General features: G+C 51.5%; 15 protein-coding genes and 1 pseudogene. 13 read left to right on the forward strand and 3 right to left on the reverse strand.

Annotation, left to right across the window (positions count from 1 at the left end):
• Positions 1 to 44 precede the first annotated feature (44 nt).
• Together proY and malZ are read left to right on the forward strand one after the other, a co-directional pair.
• Positions 45 to 1,418, forward strand: coding sequence for a proline-specific permease ProY (gene proY / locus A1SC_RS01280; protein ID WP_001515878.1), 1,374 nt, complete (start codon positions 45 to 47; stop codon positions 1,416 to 1,418).
• 154 nt (positions 1,419 to 1,572) lie between these two features.
• Positions 1,573 to 3,390, forward strand: a complete 1,818-nt coding sequence (gene malZ / locus A1SC_RS01275) for a maltodextrin glucosidase (protein WP_016262991.1) — start codon at positions 1,573 to 1,575, stop codon at positions 3,388 to 3,390.
• Between the two features lie 4 nt (positions 3,391 to 3,394).
• Here malZ and acpH read toward each other — a convergent pair whose 3' ends face one another.
• Positions 3,395 to 3,976 carry an ACP phosphodiesterase gene (gene acpH / locus A1SC_RS01270; RefSeq protein WP_001009874.1) on the reverse strand — a complete coding sequence of 194 codons (582 nt, stop codon included), beginning with the start codon at positions 3,974 to 3,976 and terminating at the stop codon, positions 3,395 to 3,397.
• A 295-nt stretch (positions 3,977 to 4,271) separates the two neighbouring features.
• On the opposite strand from acpH, the gene queA reads away from it, so the two are divergent.
• From queA to yajD, 7 genes and pseudogenes are all read left to right on the forward strand, one after another.
• Complete coding sequence (gene queA, locus A1SC_RS01265; protein ID WP_016262993.1) at positions 4,272 to 5,342, forward strand: tRNA preQ1(34) S-adenosylmethionine ribosyltransferase-isomerase QueA; 1,071 nt, start codon at positions 4,272 to 4,274, stop codon at positions 5,340 to 5,342.
• A 54-nt stretch (positions 5,343 to 5,396) separates the two neighbouring features.
• Positions 5,397 to 6,524, forward strand: coding sequence for a tRNA guanosine(34) transglycosylase Tgt (gene tgt, locus A1SC_RS01260; RefSeq protein ID WP_000667317.1), 1,128 nt, complete (start codon positions 5,397 to 5,399; stop codon positions 6,522 to 6,524).
• A 22-nt stretch (positions 6,525 to 6,546) separates the two neighbouring features.
• Positions 6,547 to 6,879: a preprotein translocase subunit YajC gene (yajC, locus tag A1SC_RS01255; protein WP_000007629.1), complete on the forward strand. Its 333-nt coding sequence runs from the start codon at positions 6,547 to 6,549 to the stop codon at positions 6,877 to 6,879.
• Between the two features lie 27 nt (positions 6,880 to 6,906).
• Positions 6,907 to 8,754: a protein translocase subunit SecD gene (gene secD, locus A1SC_RS01250; protein ID WP_032141503.1), complete on the forward strand. Its 1,848-nt coding sequence runs from the start codon at positions 6,907 to 6,909 to the stop codon at positions 8,752 to 8,754.
• Between the two features lie 10 nt (positions 8,755 to 8,764).
• The gene (gene secF / locus A1SC_RS01245) at positions 8,765 to 9,736 is read left to right on the forward strand and encodes a protein translocase subunit SecF (protein WP_000046634.1); all 972 of its coding nucleotides are present in this window, start codon (positions 8,765 to 8,767) and stop codon (positions 9,734 to 9,736) included.
• 192 nt (positions 9,737 to 9,928) lie between these two features.
• Positions 9,929 to 10,081, forward strand: a pseudogene (locus A1SC_RS0122605) (type II toxin-antitoxin system RelE/ParE family toxin); the annotation flags it as partial.
• Positions 10,082 to 10,168: 87 nt separating this feature from the next.
• Positions 10,169 to 10,516, forward strand: a complete 348-nt coding sequence (gene yajD, locus A1SC_RS01240; protein ID WP_001515882.1) for an HNH nuclease YajD — start codon at positions 10,169 to 10,171, stop codon at positions 10,514 to 10,516.
• Positions 10,517 to 10,553: 37 nt separating this feature from the next.
• Here yajD and tsx read toward each other — a convergent pair whose 3' ends face one another.
• Complete coding sequence (gene tsx / locus A1SC_RS01235; RefSeq protein ID WP_001515883.1) at positions 10,554 to 11,438, reverse strand: nucleoside-specific channel-forming protein Tsx; 885 nt, start codon at positions 11,436 to 11,438, stop codon at positions 10,554 to 10,556.
• Between the two features lie 297 nt (positions 11,439 to 11,735).
• Complete coding sequence (locus A1SC_RS01230) at positions 11,736 to 12,275, reverse strand: SadB/YajI family lipoprotein (protein WP_016262994.1); 540 nt, start codon at positions 12,273 to 12,275, stop codon at positions 11,736 to 11,738.
• A gap of 149 nt (positions 12,276 to 12,424) precedes the next feature.
• On the opposite strand from A1SC_RS01230, the gene nrdR reads away from it, so the two are divergent.
• The 4 genes from nrdR to nusB all read left to right on the forward strand — a co-directional run bounded on the left by nrdR (position 12,425) and on the right by nusB (position 14,979).
• Positions 12,425 to 12,874 carry a transcriptional regulator NrdR gene (gene nrdR, locus A1SC_RS01225; RefSeq protein ID WP_000543535.1) on the forward strand — a complete coding sequence of 150 codons (450 nt, stop codon included), beginning with the start codon at positions 12,425 to 12,427 and terminating at the stop codon, positions 12,872 to 12,874.
• A 3-nt stretch (positions 12,875 to 12,877) separates the two neighbouring features.
• Positions 12,878 to 13,981, forward strand: a complete 1,104-nt coding sequence (gene ribD / locus A1SC_RS01220) for a bifunctional diaminohydroxyphosphoribosylaminopyrimidine deaminase/5-amino-6-(5-phosphoribosylamino)uracil reductase RibD (protein WP_001150410.1) — start codon at positions 12,878 to 12,880, stop codon at positions 13,979 to 13,981.
• Positions 13,982 to 14,069: 88 nt separating this feature from the next.
• Positions 14,070 to 14,540, forward strand: a complete 471-nt coding sequence (gene ribE, locus A1SC_RS01215; protein ID WP_001021161.1) for a 6,7-dimethyl-8-ribityllumazine synthase — start codon at positions 14,070 to 14,072, stop codon at positions 14,538 to 14,540.
• A 19-nt stretch (positions 14,541 to 14,559) separates the two neighbouring features.
• Entirely contained in the window at positions 14,560 to 14,979 is a 420-nt protein-coding gene (gene nusB, locus A1SC_RS01210) for a transcription antitermination factor NusB (RefSeq protein WP_000801121.1), read from the forward strand.
• Positions 14,980 to 15,049: the final 70 nt, after the last annotated feature.

Here is a 15,049-nt window from a genome sequence, read left to right on the forward strand (position 1 = left end):
GCGATGCCCCGTGGTTTTTTATTGTGTTGATGGGTTAGGAATTGATGGAAAGTAAGAACAAGCTAAAGCGTGGGCTAAGTACCCGACACATACGCTTTATGGCACTGGGTTCAGCAATTGGCACCGGGTTGTTTTACGGTTCGGCAGACGCCATCAAAATGGCCGGTCCGAGCGTGTTGTTGGCCTATATTATCGGTGGTGCCGCGGCGTATATCATTATGCGTGCGCTGGGGGAAATGTCGGTACATAACCCTGCTGCCAGCTCTTTCTCGCGTTATGCGCAGGAAAACCTTGGCCCACTGGCAGGTTACATTACCGGCTGGACCTACTGCTTTGAAATCCTTATTGTCGCCATCGCTGATGTGACCGCTTTCGGTATCTATATGGGCGTCTGGTTTCCGACGGTGCCGCACTGGATTTGGGTGCTGAGCGTAGTGCTGATTATCTGCGCCATCAACCTGATGAGCGTGAAAGTGTTTGGCGAGCTGGAGTTCTGGTTCTCGTTCTTTAAAGTCGCCACCATTATCATCATGATCGTTGCTGGTTTCGGCATCATCATCTGGGGGATTGGCAACGGCGGGCAACCGACAGGTATCCATAACCTGTGGAGCAACGGCGGCTTCTTCAGTAACGGCTGGCTAGGCATGGTGATGTCGTTGCAAATGGTGATGTTTGCCTACGGTGGGATCGAAATTATCGGGATCACCGCCGGTGAAGCAAAAGATCCTGAGAAATCTATTCCGCGTGCGATCAACTCAGTGCCGATGCGTATTCTGGTGTTCTATGTCGGTACGCTGTTCGTCATTATGTCTATCTATCCGTGGAATCAGGTCGGCACTGCCGGTAGCCCGTTTGTGCTGACGTTCCAGCATATGGGCATTACTTTTGCCGCCAGCATTCTTAACTTCGTTGTGCTGACTGCCTCGCTGTCGGCAATTAACAGCGACGTGTTTGGCGTAGGCCGTATGCTGCACGGCATGGCAGAGCAGGGTAGTGCGCCGAAAATCTTCAGCAAAACGTCGCGTCGTGGTATTCCGTGGGTCACAGTGCTGGTAATGACCACCGCGCTGCTGTTTGCGGTGTATCTGAACTACATCATGCCGGAAAACGTCTTCCTGGTGATCGCTTCGCTGGCGACCTTCGCTACCGTGTGGGTGTGGATTATGATCCTACTGTCGCAGATAGCCTTCCGTCGCCGTCTACCGCCAGAAGAAGTTAAGGCGCTGAAATTTAAAGTCCCAGGTGGGGTGGCAACGACTATCGCGGGGCTGATTTTCCTGATCTTTATCATCGGACTGATTGGTTATCACCCTGAAACGCGCATCTCTCTGTACGTTGGTTTCGCGTGGATTGTTGTGCTGTTGATTGGCTGGATGTTTAAACGCCGCCACGACCGCCAGTTGGCTGAAAACCACTAATTCCCGCTTTTGTCAGCCGGATCAGGACACATCCTGATCCGGCTATTCCGAAAGTTATCCGCCCCCGTCCTCCTCCCCCCAAATATCCTTCAGATGATGATTGATCCTGAATCAGGCTGTGGCAAGGTGATCATATTTTAATCACAGGGGATTTATGATGTTGAATGCATGGCACCTGCCGGTGTCCCCGTTTGTTAAGCAAAGTAAAGATCAACTGCTTATTACACTGTGGTTGACAGGCGAAGAGCCGCCACAGCGCATTATGCTGCGCATGGAAAACGATAACGAAGAAACATCAGTGTCGATGCATAAACAGCGCAGTCAGCCGCATCCTGGCGTAACAGCATGGCGGGCTGCGCTCTATCTCTCCACCGGGCAGCCACGGCGGCGCTACAGTTTCAAATTGCTGTGGCACGATCGCCAGCGATGGTTTACGCCGCAAGGTTTTAGCCAAATACCGCCAGCACGGTTGGAGCAGTTTGCCGTCGATGTGCCGGATATCGGGCCACAATGGGCAGCGGATCAAATCTTTTATCAGATCTTCCCGGATCGTTTTGCCCGAAGTCAGTCACGTGAAGCAACGCAGGATCATGTCTATTATCATCACGCAGCCGGACGGGAGATCATACTGCGTGGCTGGGACGAACCCGTCACGGCACAAGCGGGCGGATCAACGTTCTATGGCGGTGATCTGGACGGGATAAGCGAAAAACTGCCGTACCTGAAAAAACTCGGCGTGACAGCGCTGTATCTCAATCCGGTATTCAAAGCTCCCAGCGTGCATAAGTACGATACCGAAGATTATCGCCACGTCGATCCGCAGTTTGGCGGCGACGGGGCGTTGCTGCGTTTGAGGCACAATACGCAGCAACAGGGAATGCGGCTGGTACTGGACGGTGTGTTTAACCACAGTGGTGACTCTCATGCCTGGTTTGACCGGCACAATCGTGGAACGGGCGGCGCTTGTCACAACCCCGAATCGCCCTGGCGTGACTGGTATTCATTTAGTGATGATGGCACGGCGCTCGACTGGCTGGGCTATGCCAGTTTGCCGAAACTGGACTATCAGTCGGAAAGTCTGGTGAATGAAATTTATCGCGGTGAAGACAGCATTGTCCGTCACTGGCTGAAAGCGCCGTGGAATATGGACGGCTGGCGGTTGGATGTGATGCATATGCTGGGAGAAGCGGGTGGTGCGCGCAATAATTTGCTGCATGTCGCCGGGATCACCAGGGCTGCGAAAGAAACCCAGCCGGAAGCGTACATTGTGGGTGAATATTTTGGTGATGCGCGGCAGTGGTTGCAGGCAGATGTGGAAGATGCCGCCATGAACTACCGTGGCTTTACATTCCCGTTGTGGGGATTTCTGGCCAACACCGATATCTCTTACGATCCCCAGCAGATTGACGCCCAAACCTGTATGACCTGGATGGATAATTATCGCGCCGGGCTTTCTCATCAACAGCAATTGCGTATGTTTAATCAGCTCGACAGCCACGATACTGCGCGATTTAAAACGCTGCTCGGACGAGACGTCGCGCGTCTGCCGTTGGCCGTTGTCTGGTTGTTTACCTGGCCAGGCGTGCCTTGTATTTATTACGGTGATGAAGTGGGGTTGGATGGTAACAATGATCCGTTTTGCCGTAAGCCATTTCCGTGGCAGGTGGAAAAACAAGATGCGGAGCTATTCTCGTTGTACCAGCGAATGATTGCGCTGCGTAAGAAGAGCCTGGCACTGCGTCGCGGTGGCTGTCAGGTGCTGTACGCGGAAGATAATGTGGTGGTGTTTGTGCGCTTGCTAAATCAGCAGCGTGTGCTGGTGGCGATTAACCGTGGCGAAGCGTGTGAAGTGGTGCTGCCCGCGTCACCGTTGCTCAATGTTACAGCGTGGCAACGCAAAGAAGGGCACGGGCAACTGGCGGACGGGATTCTGACATTGCCAGCGATATCGGCCACAGTGTGGATGAATTAACGCCTTACAACGCTTTGCGTGAAGCCTGCGCCATCATCCGCGGATAAAACTGCCAGAAGCGGCTTTCGAGCGCGTCGTAATGGGTGTCTAAATCGTACCAGGAGTCACGCAGGGCATCCAGGCGTGGGCGACGGCTTGCCATGCCGTTTAACACACTCTGGATGAAATCCATATCGCGATAACGCACCAGCCACTGCTCTGACCATAAGTAATTGTTCAAATTGATAAAGCGTGGTGGTGAATCCGGCAGAATAGTGATTACTTGCTCGCGGGCATAACAGACAAATTCCTCTAACGGAAAATCGGGCGATAGCTGCGACCAGTGGCGGGAAAGAAAGTGATCCCACATGACATCCAGCGTGATAGGCGCAACCCGGCGGGTTTCACGACGAAACCACTCACGTGCTTCGCGGACTTCCGGCAGATTGTCGGTCAAAACGTCGATACGCCGATGCATATGAATGCCAGCCACGACGTCGGGTGGAAAACTTTCTTCAGGGTTTCCACGAACAAAATCAGCCAGTAAGTTGCCAGAAAGCGAGCTTTCAGCGAGATGGGCTAAATGCAGGTGAGCTAAAAAATTCATATACACTTCATCCTTCAAACTGCCTCTTCGTTGGCTGCCAGTTACTCGGCTCATCCATGAGCCTCGCCCTTACGGGCCACCGTTACACGGTGTTCAAATCTGTTACGGACAGATTTGTCACTCACCCCAGTCACTTACTTAATGTAAGCTCCTGGGGACTCATTCAGTTGCCATCTCGATGCATCTTGAATGATTTTGTGTATAGATTATGTCATCCATCAAGGAGGGTAAAGGTTGCAGGGAGGACGCCCCGGCACTAGACTACCCGCCTCTTATTTTAGTCTGAGTCAGTGTCATGCGCGTTACCGATTTCTCTTTTGAATTGCCCGAATCCCTGATTGCCCACTATCCCATGCCTGAACGCAGTAGCTGTCGTTTACTGTCGCTGGACGGGCCGACGGGCGCGCTGACGCACGGTACTTTCACCGATTTACTCGATAAGCTCAACCCTGGCGATCTTCTGGTTTTTAATAATACCCGGGTGATCCCGGCGCGCCTGTTTGGTCGTAAAGCCAGCGGCGGCAAGATTGAAGTGCTGGTTGAGCGGATGCTCGATGACAAACGTATTCTCGCGCATATTCGTGCCTCAAAAGCACCAAAGCCGGGCGCTGAACTGCTGCTGGGTGATGACGAAAGCATTAAAGCAACGATGACTGCCCGCCACGGCGCGCTGTTTGAAGTCGAATTTAATGATCAACGTTCGGTGCTGAATATTCTCAACAGCATCGGTCATATGCCGCTGCCGCCGTACATCGACCGTCCGGATGAAGATGCAGACCGTGAACTTTATCAGACGGTATATAGCGAAAAACCGGGCGCAGTTGCGGCCCCGACCGCCGGACTGCATTTCGACGAACCGCTGTTGGAAAAATTACGCGCTAAAGGCGTTGAGATGGCGTTCGTGACTCTGCACGTTGGCGCGGGCACCTTCCAGCCGGTACGCGTCGACACGATTGAAGATCACATCATGCACTCGGAGTACGCCGAAGTGCCGCAGGATGTGGTAGACGCGGTGCTGGCAGCGAAAGCGCGCGGAAATCGGGTAATTGCGGTTGGCACCACCTCTGTGCGCTCGCTGGAAAGCGCGGCCCAGGCGGCGAAAAACGCTCTCATCGAACCGTTCTTTGACGATACCCAAATCTTTATCTATCCGGGCTTTCAGTACAAAGTGGTCGATGCGCTGGTGACTAACTTCCATTTGCCGGAGTCGACGCTGATTATGCTGGTTTCGGCATTTGCCGGTTATCAACACACCATGAACGCCTATAAAGCGGCGGTTGAAGAGAAATATCGCTTTTTTAGTTACGGTGATGCGATGTTTATCACGTACAATCCGCAGGCAATTAATGAGCGCGTCGGGGAGTAATTCCGCGGCGCTGGTTTAAACGTTGGACTGTTTTTCTGACGTAGTGGAGAAAAAATGAAATTTGAACTGGACACCACCGACGGTCGCGCACGCCGTGGCCGCCTGGTCTTTGATCGCGGCGTAGTGGAAACGCCTTGTTTTATGCCCGTGGGCACTTACGGCACCGTAAAAGGAATGACGCCGGAAGAAGTTGAAGCCACTGGCGCACAAATTATCCTCGGCAATACTTTCCACCTGTGGCTGCGCCCGGGCCAGGAAATCATGAAACTGCATGGCGATCTGCACGATTTTATGCAGTGGAAAGGCCCAATCCTCACCGATTCCGGTGGTTTCCAGGTCTTCAGCCTTGGCGATATCCGTAAAATCACCGAACAGGGCGTGCACTTCCGTAACCCTATCAACGGCGACCCGATTTTCCTCGATCCTGAAAAATCGATGGAGATTCAGTACGATCTTGGTTCAGATATTGTCATGATTTTTGACGAGTGTACGCCGTATCCCGCTGACTGGGATTACGCAAAACGTTCCATGGAGATGTCTCTGCGTTGGGCGAAGCGTAGCCGTGAGCGTTTTGACAGTCTCGGAAACAAAAATGCGCTGTTTGGCATCATTCAGGGCAGCGTTTACGAAGATTTACGTGATATCTCTGTTAAAGGTCTGGTAGATATCGGTTTTGATGGCTACGCTGTCGGCGGTCTGGCTGTGGGTGAGCCGAAAGCAGATATGCACCGTATTCTGGAGCATGTGTGCCCGCAAATTCCGGCAGACAAACCGCGTTACCTGATGGGCGTTGGTAAACCGGAAGACCTGGTTGAAGGCGTGCGCCGCGGTATCGATATGTTTGACTGCGTAATGCCAACACGTAATGCGCGTAACGGTCATCTGTTCGTGACCGATGGCGTGGTGAAAATTCGCAACGCGAAGTATAAGAGCGACACCGGGCCGCTCGATCCTGAGTGTGATTGCTACACCTGTCGCAATTATTCACGTGCCTACTTGCATCATCTCGACCGTTGCAACGAAATATTAGGCGCGCGACTCAACACCATTCATAACCTTCGTTACTACCAGCGTTTGATGGCGGGTTTACGCAAGGCTATTGAAGAGGGTAAATTAGAGAGCTTCGTAGCTGATTTTTACCAGCGTCAGGGGCGAGAAGTACCACCTTTGAACGTTGATTAATATTAATAATGAGGGAAATTTAATGAGCTTTTTTATTTCTGATGCGGTAGCGGCAACGGGTGCTCCGGCACAAGGTAGCCCGATGTCTTTGATTTTGATGCTGGTGGTATTCGGTCTGATTTTCTATTTCATGATCCTGCGCCCACAGCAGAAGCGCACCAAAGAACACAAAAAGCTGATGGACTCCATCGCCAAAGGTGATGAAGTGCTGACGAACGGTGGCCTGGTAGGTCGCGTAACCAAAGTAGCGGAAAACGGCTACATTGCTATCGCACTGAATGACACCACTGAAGTAGTTATTAAACGTGACTTCGTAGCCGCCGTTCTGCCGAAAGGCACCATGAAGGCGCTGTAATTAAAATTTTTCCCTAAGGGAATTGCCGTGTTAAACCGTTATCCTTTGTGGAAGTACGTCATGCTGATCGTGGTGATTGTCATCGGTCTGCTCTACGCGCTTCCCAACCTGTTTGGTGAGGATCCGGCTGTTCAGATCACTGGCGCGCGCGGAGTCGCCGCCAGTGAGCAAACGCTGATCCAGGTCCAGAAAACGTTACAAGAAGAAAAAATAACTGCTAAGTCTGTGGCACTGGAAGAGGGCGCTATTCTTGCGCGCTTCGACTCCACTGACACCCAACTGCGCGCTCGTGAAGCATTAATGGGCGTTATGGGTGACAAATACGTCGTGGCGCTTAACCTTGCCCCGGCAACGCCGCGCTGGCTGGCAGCTATTCACGCTGAGCCGATGAAGCTCGGTCTTGACCTGCGTGGTGGCGTTCACTTCCTGATGGAAGTGGATATGGACACTGCGCTGGGCAAACTCCAGGAACAAAATATCGACAGCCTGCGCAGCGACTTGCGCGAAAAAGGCATCCCGTATACCACTGTTCGTAAAGAAAATAATTACGGTCTGAGCATCACCTTCCGTGACTCTAATGCGCGTGATGAAGCCATTGCGTATCTGAGCAAACGCCATCCCGATCTGGTCATTAGCAGCCAGGGTAGCAACCAACTGCGTGCGGTGATGAGCGATGCGCGTCTCAGTGAAGCGCGTGAATATGCGGTGCAGCAGAATATCAACATCCTGCGTAACCGTGTAAACCAGCTTGGTGTCGCTGAGCCTGTGGTACAACGCCAGGGTGCAGATCGTATCGTTGTTGAATTGCCTGGTATTCAGGACACTGCGCGTGCGAAAGAGATTCTGGGGGCGACTGCAACGCTGGAATTCCGTCTGGTAAACACCAACGTTGACCAGGCTGCTGCCGCATCTGGCCGCGTACCGGGTGACTCTGAAGTGAAACAGACCCGCGAAGGTCAGCCGGTTGTGCTGTACAAACGCGTGATCCTGACCGGTGACCATATCACCGACTCCACTTCCAGCCAGGACGAATACAACCAGCCGCAGGTTAACATCTCGCTCGACAGCGCTGGTGGCAACATCATGTCTAACTTTACCAAGGACAACATTGGTAAACCGATGGCAACCCTGTTCGTGGAGTACAAAGACAGCGGTAAGAAAGATGCTAACGGTCGTGCGGTTCTGGTGAAACAGGAAGAGGTGATTAACATCGCGAATATCCAGTCTCGTCTGGGTAACAGCTTCCGTATCACCGGTATCAACAACCCGAACGAAGCGCGTCAGTTGTCGCTGCTGCTGCGTGCCGGTGCGTTGATTGCGCCGATTCAGATTGTTGAAGAACGTACCATTGGCCCGACTCTGGGTATGCAGAACATTGAGCAGGGGCTGGAAGCGTGTCTCGCCGGTCTGCTGGTTTCTATTCTGTTCATGATCCTCTTCTATAAGAAGTTTGGTCTGATTGCGACCAGTGCACTGATTGCCAACCTGATCTTGATCGTCGGCATTATGTCGCTGTTGCCAGGTGCAACGCTGAGTATGCCGGGTATTGCGGGTATCGTCTTAACCCTTGCGGTGGCGGTCGATGCGAACGTACTGATCAACGAACGTATTAAAGAAGAGTTGAGCAACGGACGTACCGTTCAGCAGGCGATTGACGAAGGTTATCGTGGCGCGTTCAGTTCTATCTTCGATGCGAACATCACCACGCTGATTAAAGTCATCATCCTGTATGCGGTTGGTACTGGGGCAATTAAAGGGTTCGCGATTACTACCGGTATCGGTGTGGCGACGTCGATGTTTACCGCGATTGTCGGTACGCGTGCCATCGTAAACCTGCTATATGGCGGCAAGCGCGTCAAGAAGCTGTCAATCTGAGGAGTGCGATGTGGCACAGGAATATACTGTTGAACAACTAAACCACGGTCGTAAAGTCTATGACTTTATGCGCTGGGACTACTGGGCCTTCGGCATCTCTGGTCTGCTGTTAATTGCTGCTATCGTCATTATGGGCGTGCGTGGCTTTAACTGGGGGCTGGATTTTACCGGTGGTACGGTTATCGAAATTACGCTCGAAAAACCGGCTGAAATTGACGTAATGCGTGATGCATTGCAGAAAGCGGGCTTTGAAGAGCCGATGCTGCAAAACTTCGGTAGCAGCCACGACATCATGGTCCGTATGCCGCCTGCTGAAGGCGAAATAGGCGGTCAGGTGCTGGGTAGTCAGGTTCTGAAAGTTATTAACGAATCTACCAACCAGAACGCGGCGGTGAAGCGTATTGAGTTCGTCGGCCCGAGCGTGGGGGCAGACCTTGCGCAAACCGGTGCGATGGCGTTGATGGCGGCGCTGCTGTCTATCCTTGTCTACGTGGGTTTCCGCTTTGAGTGGCGACTGGCGGCAGGGGTGGTTATCGCGCTGGCACACGACGTTATCATTACGCTGGGTATTTTGTCGTTATTCCATATCGAGATTGACCTGACCATTGTGGCATCGTTGATGTCGGTCATCGGTTACTCACTTAACGACAGTATCGTGGTATCGGACCGTATTCGTGAAAACTTCCGCAAAATCCGTCGCGGTACGCCTTACGAAATCTTTAACGTGTCCTTGACCCAGACGCTGCACCGTACTTTGATCACATCCGGTACTACTTTGATGGTTATCCTGATGCTGTATCTCTTCGGTGGCCCGGTGCTGGAAGGCTTCTCGCTGACCATGCTAATTGGTGTTTCCATCGGTACGGCATCTTCTATCTACGTAGCATCGGCACTGGCTCTGAAACTGGGCATGAAGCGTGAGCACATGCTGCAGCAGAAAGTGGAAAAAGAAGGGGCGGATCAACCGTCAATTCTGCCGTAAGGGTGTTTTAAAGCCGTTCAGTTAAAAAAAACCGTGGCGTTTTTGCGCTGCGGTTTTTTTTGGTTATTGCATATTGAACTGAATACAGCTTTGGTTGTAGAGATAGTTCTGACATATACTTTGTATTAATAGTTAATACGTGGAGATCGCTTATGCGCAAAATTACCTTAGTAAGCGTTGGCGAATAACTAGAAAATGCCCGGGATAGGGCAAGACTATGATGCGGTTCCAGAGGTAAAGAATATCGCATTTAGGTTTCATACTGTTTATTACGTTATAAGAGTAGATGACATTCTCATTGTGCGTATTCTTCATCAGCAGATGGAACCTCGCCGTCACTGGTAATGTGAGAATTTATTTACTCAGGATTGCGAAAATCCCTACATCTTGGGAAACTGCGCGTAACCCTACATTTCTTCCAGGTAATTTATTATGGCTGTCATCCCCAAAAACTATGCGCGGTTAGAAAGCGGTTATCGTGAAAAGGCGCTGAAACTCTATCCGTGGGTGTGTGGACGTTGTTCCCGCGAGTTTGTCTATTCCAACCTGCGTGAGCTAACTGTGCACCATATTGATCACGACCATACCAACAACCCGGAAGATGGTAGTAACTGGGAATTACTGTGTCTTTATTGCCACGATCATGAACATTCGAAATATACCGAGGCAGATCAGTATGGTACGACCGTTATCGCAGGGGAAGATGCGCAGAAAGATGTTGGCGAAGCGAAATACAACCCGTTCGCTGATTTAAAAGCGATGATGAACAAGAAGAAGTGATAAAAAATGCCGGATACAAGATCCGGCATTTTCATAATCAGAAGTTGTAACCTACTACCAGGTAACCACCCCAACCGGTAGAGCGAACGTTGAAGTTGCCGTTACCGAAGTTCAGTTCAGCATCGTCGTTCCACTGACCACCGTCATGCCAGTAACGCGCGACGACAGAGTAGTGCCAGTGATCATAGTTCAGCGCCAGAATATGGCTGGAAGCGATAGAGTTATTGCTACGCGTTTTAATACCGTTGATTGCGTTACCGCTGTCATCACCCAGATCGGAACCCCAGTCGAAGTTGGTGAAACCGATGTAGCTCAACTGGCCGCCCCACAGATCGGTAATCGGTACAAAGTATTTCACTTTAAAACGGTAGCCGTCCCACTCGTTTTCGTTCGCTGCGCCGTAGTTCTGCCACTGGTATTTCGCATACACGTTCAGGGACAGGCTCATCGGCAGGCCAGTATCGATGTCCGTACCCAGACCCATATACCAGGTGCTCTGGCGACCATCTTTGTTACGGCCCATGTCGTAGATGTAGTTGTTCGCGAAGTACCACTCTTTGAACGGACCGAAGCTGAGATCGGTATTAGTCAGTTTGTCGATGGAGAAACGCGGTTCGATTTCCATAAACAGCGGAGAACCGTGGTTCCAGATACCTTTTGCATCGGAGTTACCGCCGAAGAATACCGGCGCATCCGCGTAACCATAGAAGTCGAACCAGTCTTTTTTAGCGAATGCTTCGTACTCCAGGTAGGTATCGTTGCGGATCTGCGGTCCGAAACGGGTGTGATAGCTTCCGACAACGTTAACGCTCTGGTGCCACCAGTCGGAAAGGTACTGCGGTTTGTCGTTTTCAGCTGCGTTGACAGTAAAAGACGAAGAGAGCGCCAGTACCGCACCGGCTGCCAGTAATGTTTTTTTCATATGTATGCCACTGTTTGAAAATCCCTTACGGGAGTGAAAAAGGCGCAAATTGCGTTTCTAAATATTTCGTATACAGAGGAGCCTATTATAAAAATCATTGCTCACAAAAATATGTTTCGTTTCACAGTTCTATCATTTACGTAATCGATTGCGTTCACGTTTACACACATTCGGGCGGGGATTGTACTGACTTTCACCTTTGTTGCAAACTTTTACTATCAATCCGGGTGATGTAAGCGGAATAACAAAATGATGGGGAAAGATGTTGCGGGACACACAAAATGCCCCGCGAAACGTTTACTGCATAACAGGTTGAATGTCGTGGATGCGTATAAAGCCTAACTGATCTACTGAAATGCCATTTAACTGTAACGGAATATCAACATCACTGGGCGCGAGGACACTGGCAGGGGCGTTAATCAATTGATTCTGCACATTGATCTCCTGAAAGTTGTCGATTGTTCCCTGAATTTTCCCATATTCAACGGTTCCGCTGAACGCGGGTAAGGGATCATTGGATTCGCCCTGAATACGCAGCGTCAGCGTAGTGCCATCTGCATTTGGCGTAATATTCACCAGCGACATACGTAAGGTGCCGATCTGGCTTTCCAGACGCGCTGGTGTCTTTGCTCCCGGCAGAAGGTAAACCCCACTGCTGGATTGTGCATTCAGCCTGTTTTGCTGAGTGATTTTGACGGTCTCTTTATTGAGTTGTGTCATCTCTTGATTCAGCGTGCTGACGCTTTGTTTCATCTGTCGTACTTCGCTTTGCTGTACACAGGCGCTTAAGCTGAACAGGCTTCCCAGCAAGATCAGTCGAAAAACGTGAGTGTTCATGGTTGTTCCTTTCTCGTCGCAATTAGCCTAATGGTAGAGGGAAAAAGCAGCGAAAACATCGATCCTTTGTCTCAAAAGCGTTGCGCCTTTGTTGTATCGTCAGTTCAGGGTAAAATAGATTTCTGTTAACCACCTGGTCAGGATGCCGTATGCATTGCCCATTCTGTTTCGCCGTGGACACTAAGGTTATTGACTCTCGTCTCGTGGGCGAGGGTTCATCCGTACGCCGCCGTCGGCAGTGTCTGGTGTGTAATGAACGTTTCACCACGTTTGAAGTGGCGGAACTGGTTATGCCACGCGTTGTTAAAAGCAACGACGTGCGCGAACCGTTTAATGAAGAAAAATTGCGTAGCGGAATGCTGCGGGCGCTGGAAAAACGTCCGGTAAGTTCCGATGATGTCGAAATGGCGATTAACCATATAAAGTCACAGCTCCGCGCCACCGGTGAGCGCGAGGTGCCGAGCAAGATGATTGGCAATCTGGTGATGGAGCAATTGAAAAAACTCGATAAAGTCGCCTATATCCGTTTTGCCTCTGTCTATCGCAGTTTCGAAGATATCAAAGAATTTGGCGAAGAGATCGCGCGCCTGGAGGACTAAACCGTGCAGGATGAGTATTACATGGCGCGGGCGCTAAAGCTGGCGCAACGAGGACGTTTCACCACGCATCCCAATCCGAATGTCGGATGCGTCATTGTCAAAGATGGCGAAATTGTCGGTGAAGGTTATCATCACCGTGCGGGTGAACCACATGCCGAGGTACACGCGTTGCGCATGGCGGGTGAAAAAGCCAAAGGTGCAACTGCGTATGTGACACTCGAACCTTGTAGCCATCATGGTCGTACACCACCGTGCTGTGATGCGCTAATTGCTGCTGGCGTGGCGCGTGTGGTTGCCGCAATGCAGGATCCTAACCCGCAGGTCGCAGGGCGTGGACTTTATCGTCTGCAACAAGCAGGGATTGACGTCAGCCACGGCCTGATGATGAGCGAAGCCGAGCCGTTGAATAAAGGCTTTCTTAAGCGGATGCGCACTGGCTTTCCTTATATCCAACTGAAACTTGGCGCGTCGCTTGATGGCCGCACGGCGATGGCCAACGGCGAAAGCCAGTGGATCACTTCTCCCCAGGCGCGTCGCGATGTTCAGCGTTTGCGTGCGCAAAGTCATGCTATTTTAACCAGCAGCGCCACGGTGCTGGCGGACGATCCGGCTTTAACGGTGCGTTGGTCTGAACTGGATGAACAAACTCAGGCGCTTTATCCGCAACAAAATCTACGCCAGCCGGTACGCATTGTGATTGATAGCCAAAATCGCGTAACGCCGGAACATCGCATTGTGCAGCAGCCGGGTGAAACCTGGTTCGCGCGCACTCAGGATGATTCTCGTGAATGGCCGGAAACGGTGCGCACCTTGCTGATTCCAGAACATAAAGGTCATCTGGATCTGGTTGTGCTGATGATGCAACTGGGTAAACAGCAAATTAACAGCATCTGGGTGGAAGCGGGGCCAACGCTCGCTGGAGCACTGCTACAGGCGGGTTTAGTCGATGAACTGATTGTCTATATCGCACCTAAACTATTAGGCAGCGACGCCCGCGGATTATGTACGCTGCCGGGGCTTGAGAAATTAGCCGACGCGCCCCAATTTAAATTCAAAGAGATACGTCATGTAGGCCCGGATGTTTGCCTGCATTTAGTGGGCGCATGATCTCCCGGCTCGAAAGGGAAGCAGCGCACGAAATATTATGCTAAAATCCGCCCCCCTGCGGGGCCATACTCGAACCCGAAGGAAAAAAATGAACATTATTGAAGCTAACGTTGCTACCCCGGACGCTCGCGTCGCCATCACCATTGCGCGTTTCAACAACTTTATCAATGACAGCCTGCTGGAAGGTGCGATTGACGCACTGAAACGTATCGGTCAGGTAAAAGATGAAAACATTACCGTTGTTTGGGTGCCTGGTGCCTATGAGCTGCCGCTGGCGGCAGGCGCACTGGCAAAAACCGGTAAATACGACGCGGTGATTGCGTTGGGAACCGTTATTCGTGGTGGCACTGCCCACTTTGAATATGTCGCTGGCGGTGCAAGCAACGGCCTGGCGCATGTTGCCCAGGACAGCGAAATTCCGGTTGCTTTTGGTGTGTTGACCACCGAAAGCATTGAACAAGCGATCGAACGTGCTGGCACCAAAGCTGGTAACAAAGGTGCAGAAGCTGCACTGACCGCGCTTGAAATGATTAATGTATTGAAAGCCATCAAGGCCTGAAATTAGTAAGGGGAAATCCGTGAAACCTGCTGCTCGTCGCCGCGCTCGTGAGTGTGCCGTCCAGGCGCTCTACTCCTGGCAGTTGTCCCAGAACGACATCGCTGATGTTGAATACCAGTTCCTGGCTGAACAGGATGTAAAAGACGTTGACATCCTGTACTTCCGTGAGCTGCTGGCCGGGGTGGCGACTAACACCGCATACCTCGACGGACTGATGAAGCCATATCTGTCTCGCCTGCTGGAAGAGCTGGGCCAGGTAGAAAAAGCGGTACTGCGCATTGCGCTGTACGAGCTGTCTAAACGTAGCGATGTGCCGTACAAAGTGGCTATTAACGAAGCGATCGAGCTGGCGAAATCGTTCGGCGCAGAAGACAGCCATAAGTTCGTCAACGGTGTACTCGATAAAGCAGCACCTGTGATTCGCCCTAACAAAAAGTGATATCCAGGCCGGTAGAGTAACGGAAAACAGTTCCGCACTCGCCGGCCTTTTCTTTTTTACCTGCTGAGGC

The organism is Escherichia sp. KTE52 (assembly GCF_000408325.1).
Taxonomy (GTDB): Bacteria; Pseudomonadota; Gammaproteobacteria; order Enterobacterales; family Enterobacteriaceae; genus Escherichia; species Escherichia marmotae.

What these genes read in the sequence shown, in the direction of transcription:
- proY (WP_001515878.1), top strand. Translation starts at nt 45, where the DNA reads ATGGAAAGTAAGAACAAGCTAAAGCGTGGGCTAAGTACCCGACACATA.
- malZ (WP_016262991.1), top strand. Translation starts at nt 1,573, where the DNA reads ATGATGTTGAATGCATGGCACCTGCCGGTGTCCCCGTTTGTTAAGCAA.
- acpH (WP_001009874.1), bottom strand. Translation starts at nt 3,976, where the DNA reads ATGAATTTTTTAGCTCACCTGCATTTAGCCCATCTCGCTGAAAGCTCG.
- queA (WP_016262993.1), top strand. Translation starts at nt 4,272, where the DNA reads ATGCGCGTTACCGATTTCTCTTTTGAATTGCCCGAATCCCTGATTGCC.
- tgt (WP_000667317.1), top strand. Translation starts at nt 5,397, where the DNA reads ATGAAATTTGAACTGGACACCACCGACGGTCGCGCACGCCGTGGCCGC.
- yajC (WP_000007629.1), top strand. Translation starts at nt 6,547, where the DNA reads ATGAGCTTTTTTATTTCTGATGCGGTAGCGGCAACGGGTGCTCCGGCA.
- yajD (WP_001515882.1), top strand. Translation starts at nt 10,169, where the DNA reads ATGGCTGTCATCCCCAAAAACTATGCGCGGTTAGAAAGCGGTTATCGT.
- tsx (WP_001515883.1), bottom strand. Translation starts at nt 11,438, where the DNA reads ATGAAAAAAACATTACTGGCAGCCGGTGCGGTACTGGCGCTCTCTTCG.
- A1SC_RS01230 (WP_016262994.1), bottom strand. Translation starts at nt 12,275, where the DNA reads ATGAACACTCACGTTTTTCGACTGATCTTGCTGGGAAGCCTGTTCAGC.
- nrdR (WP_000543535.1), top strand. Translation starts at nt 12,425, where the DNA reads ATGCATTGCCCATTCTGTTTCGCCGTGGACACTAAGGTTATTGACTCT.
- ribE (WP_001021161.1), top strand. Translation starts at nt 14,070, where the DNA reads ATGAACATTATTGAAGCTAACGTTGCTACCCCGGACGCTCGCGTCGCC.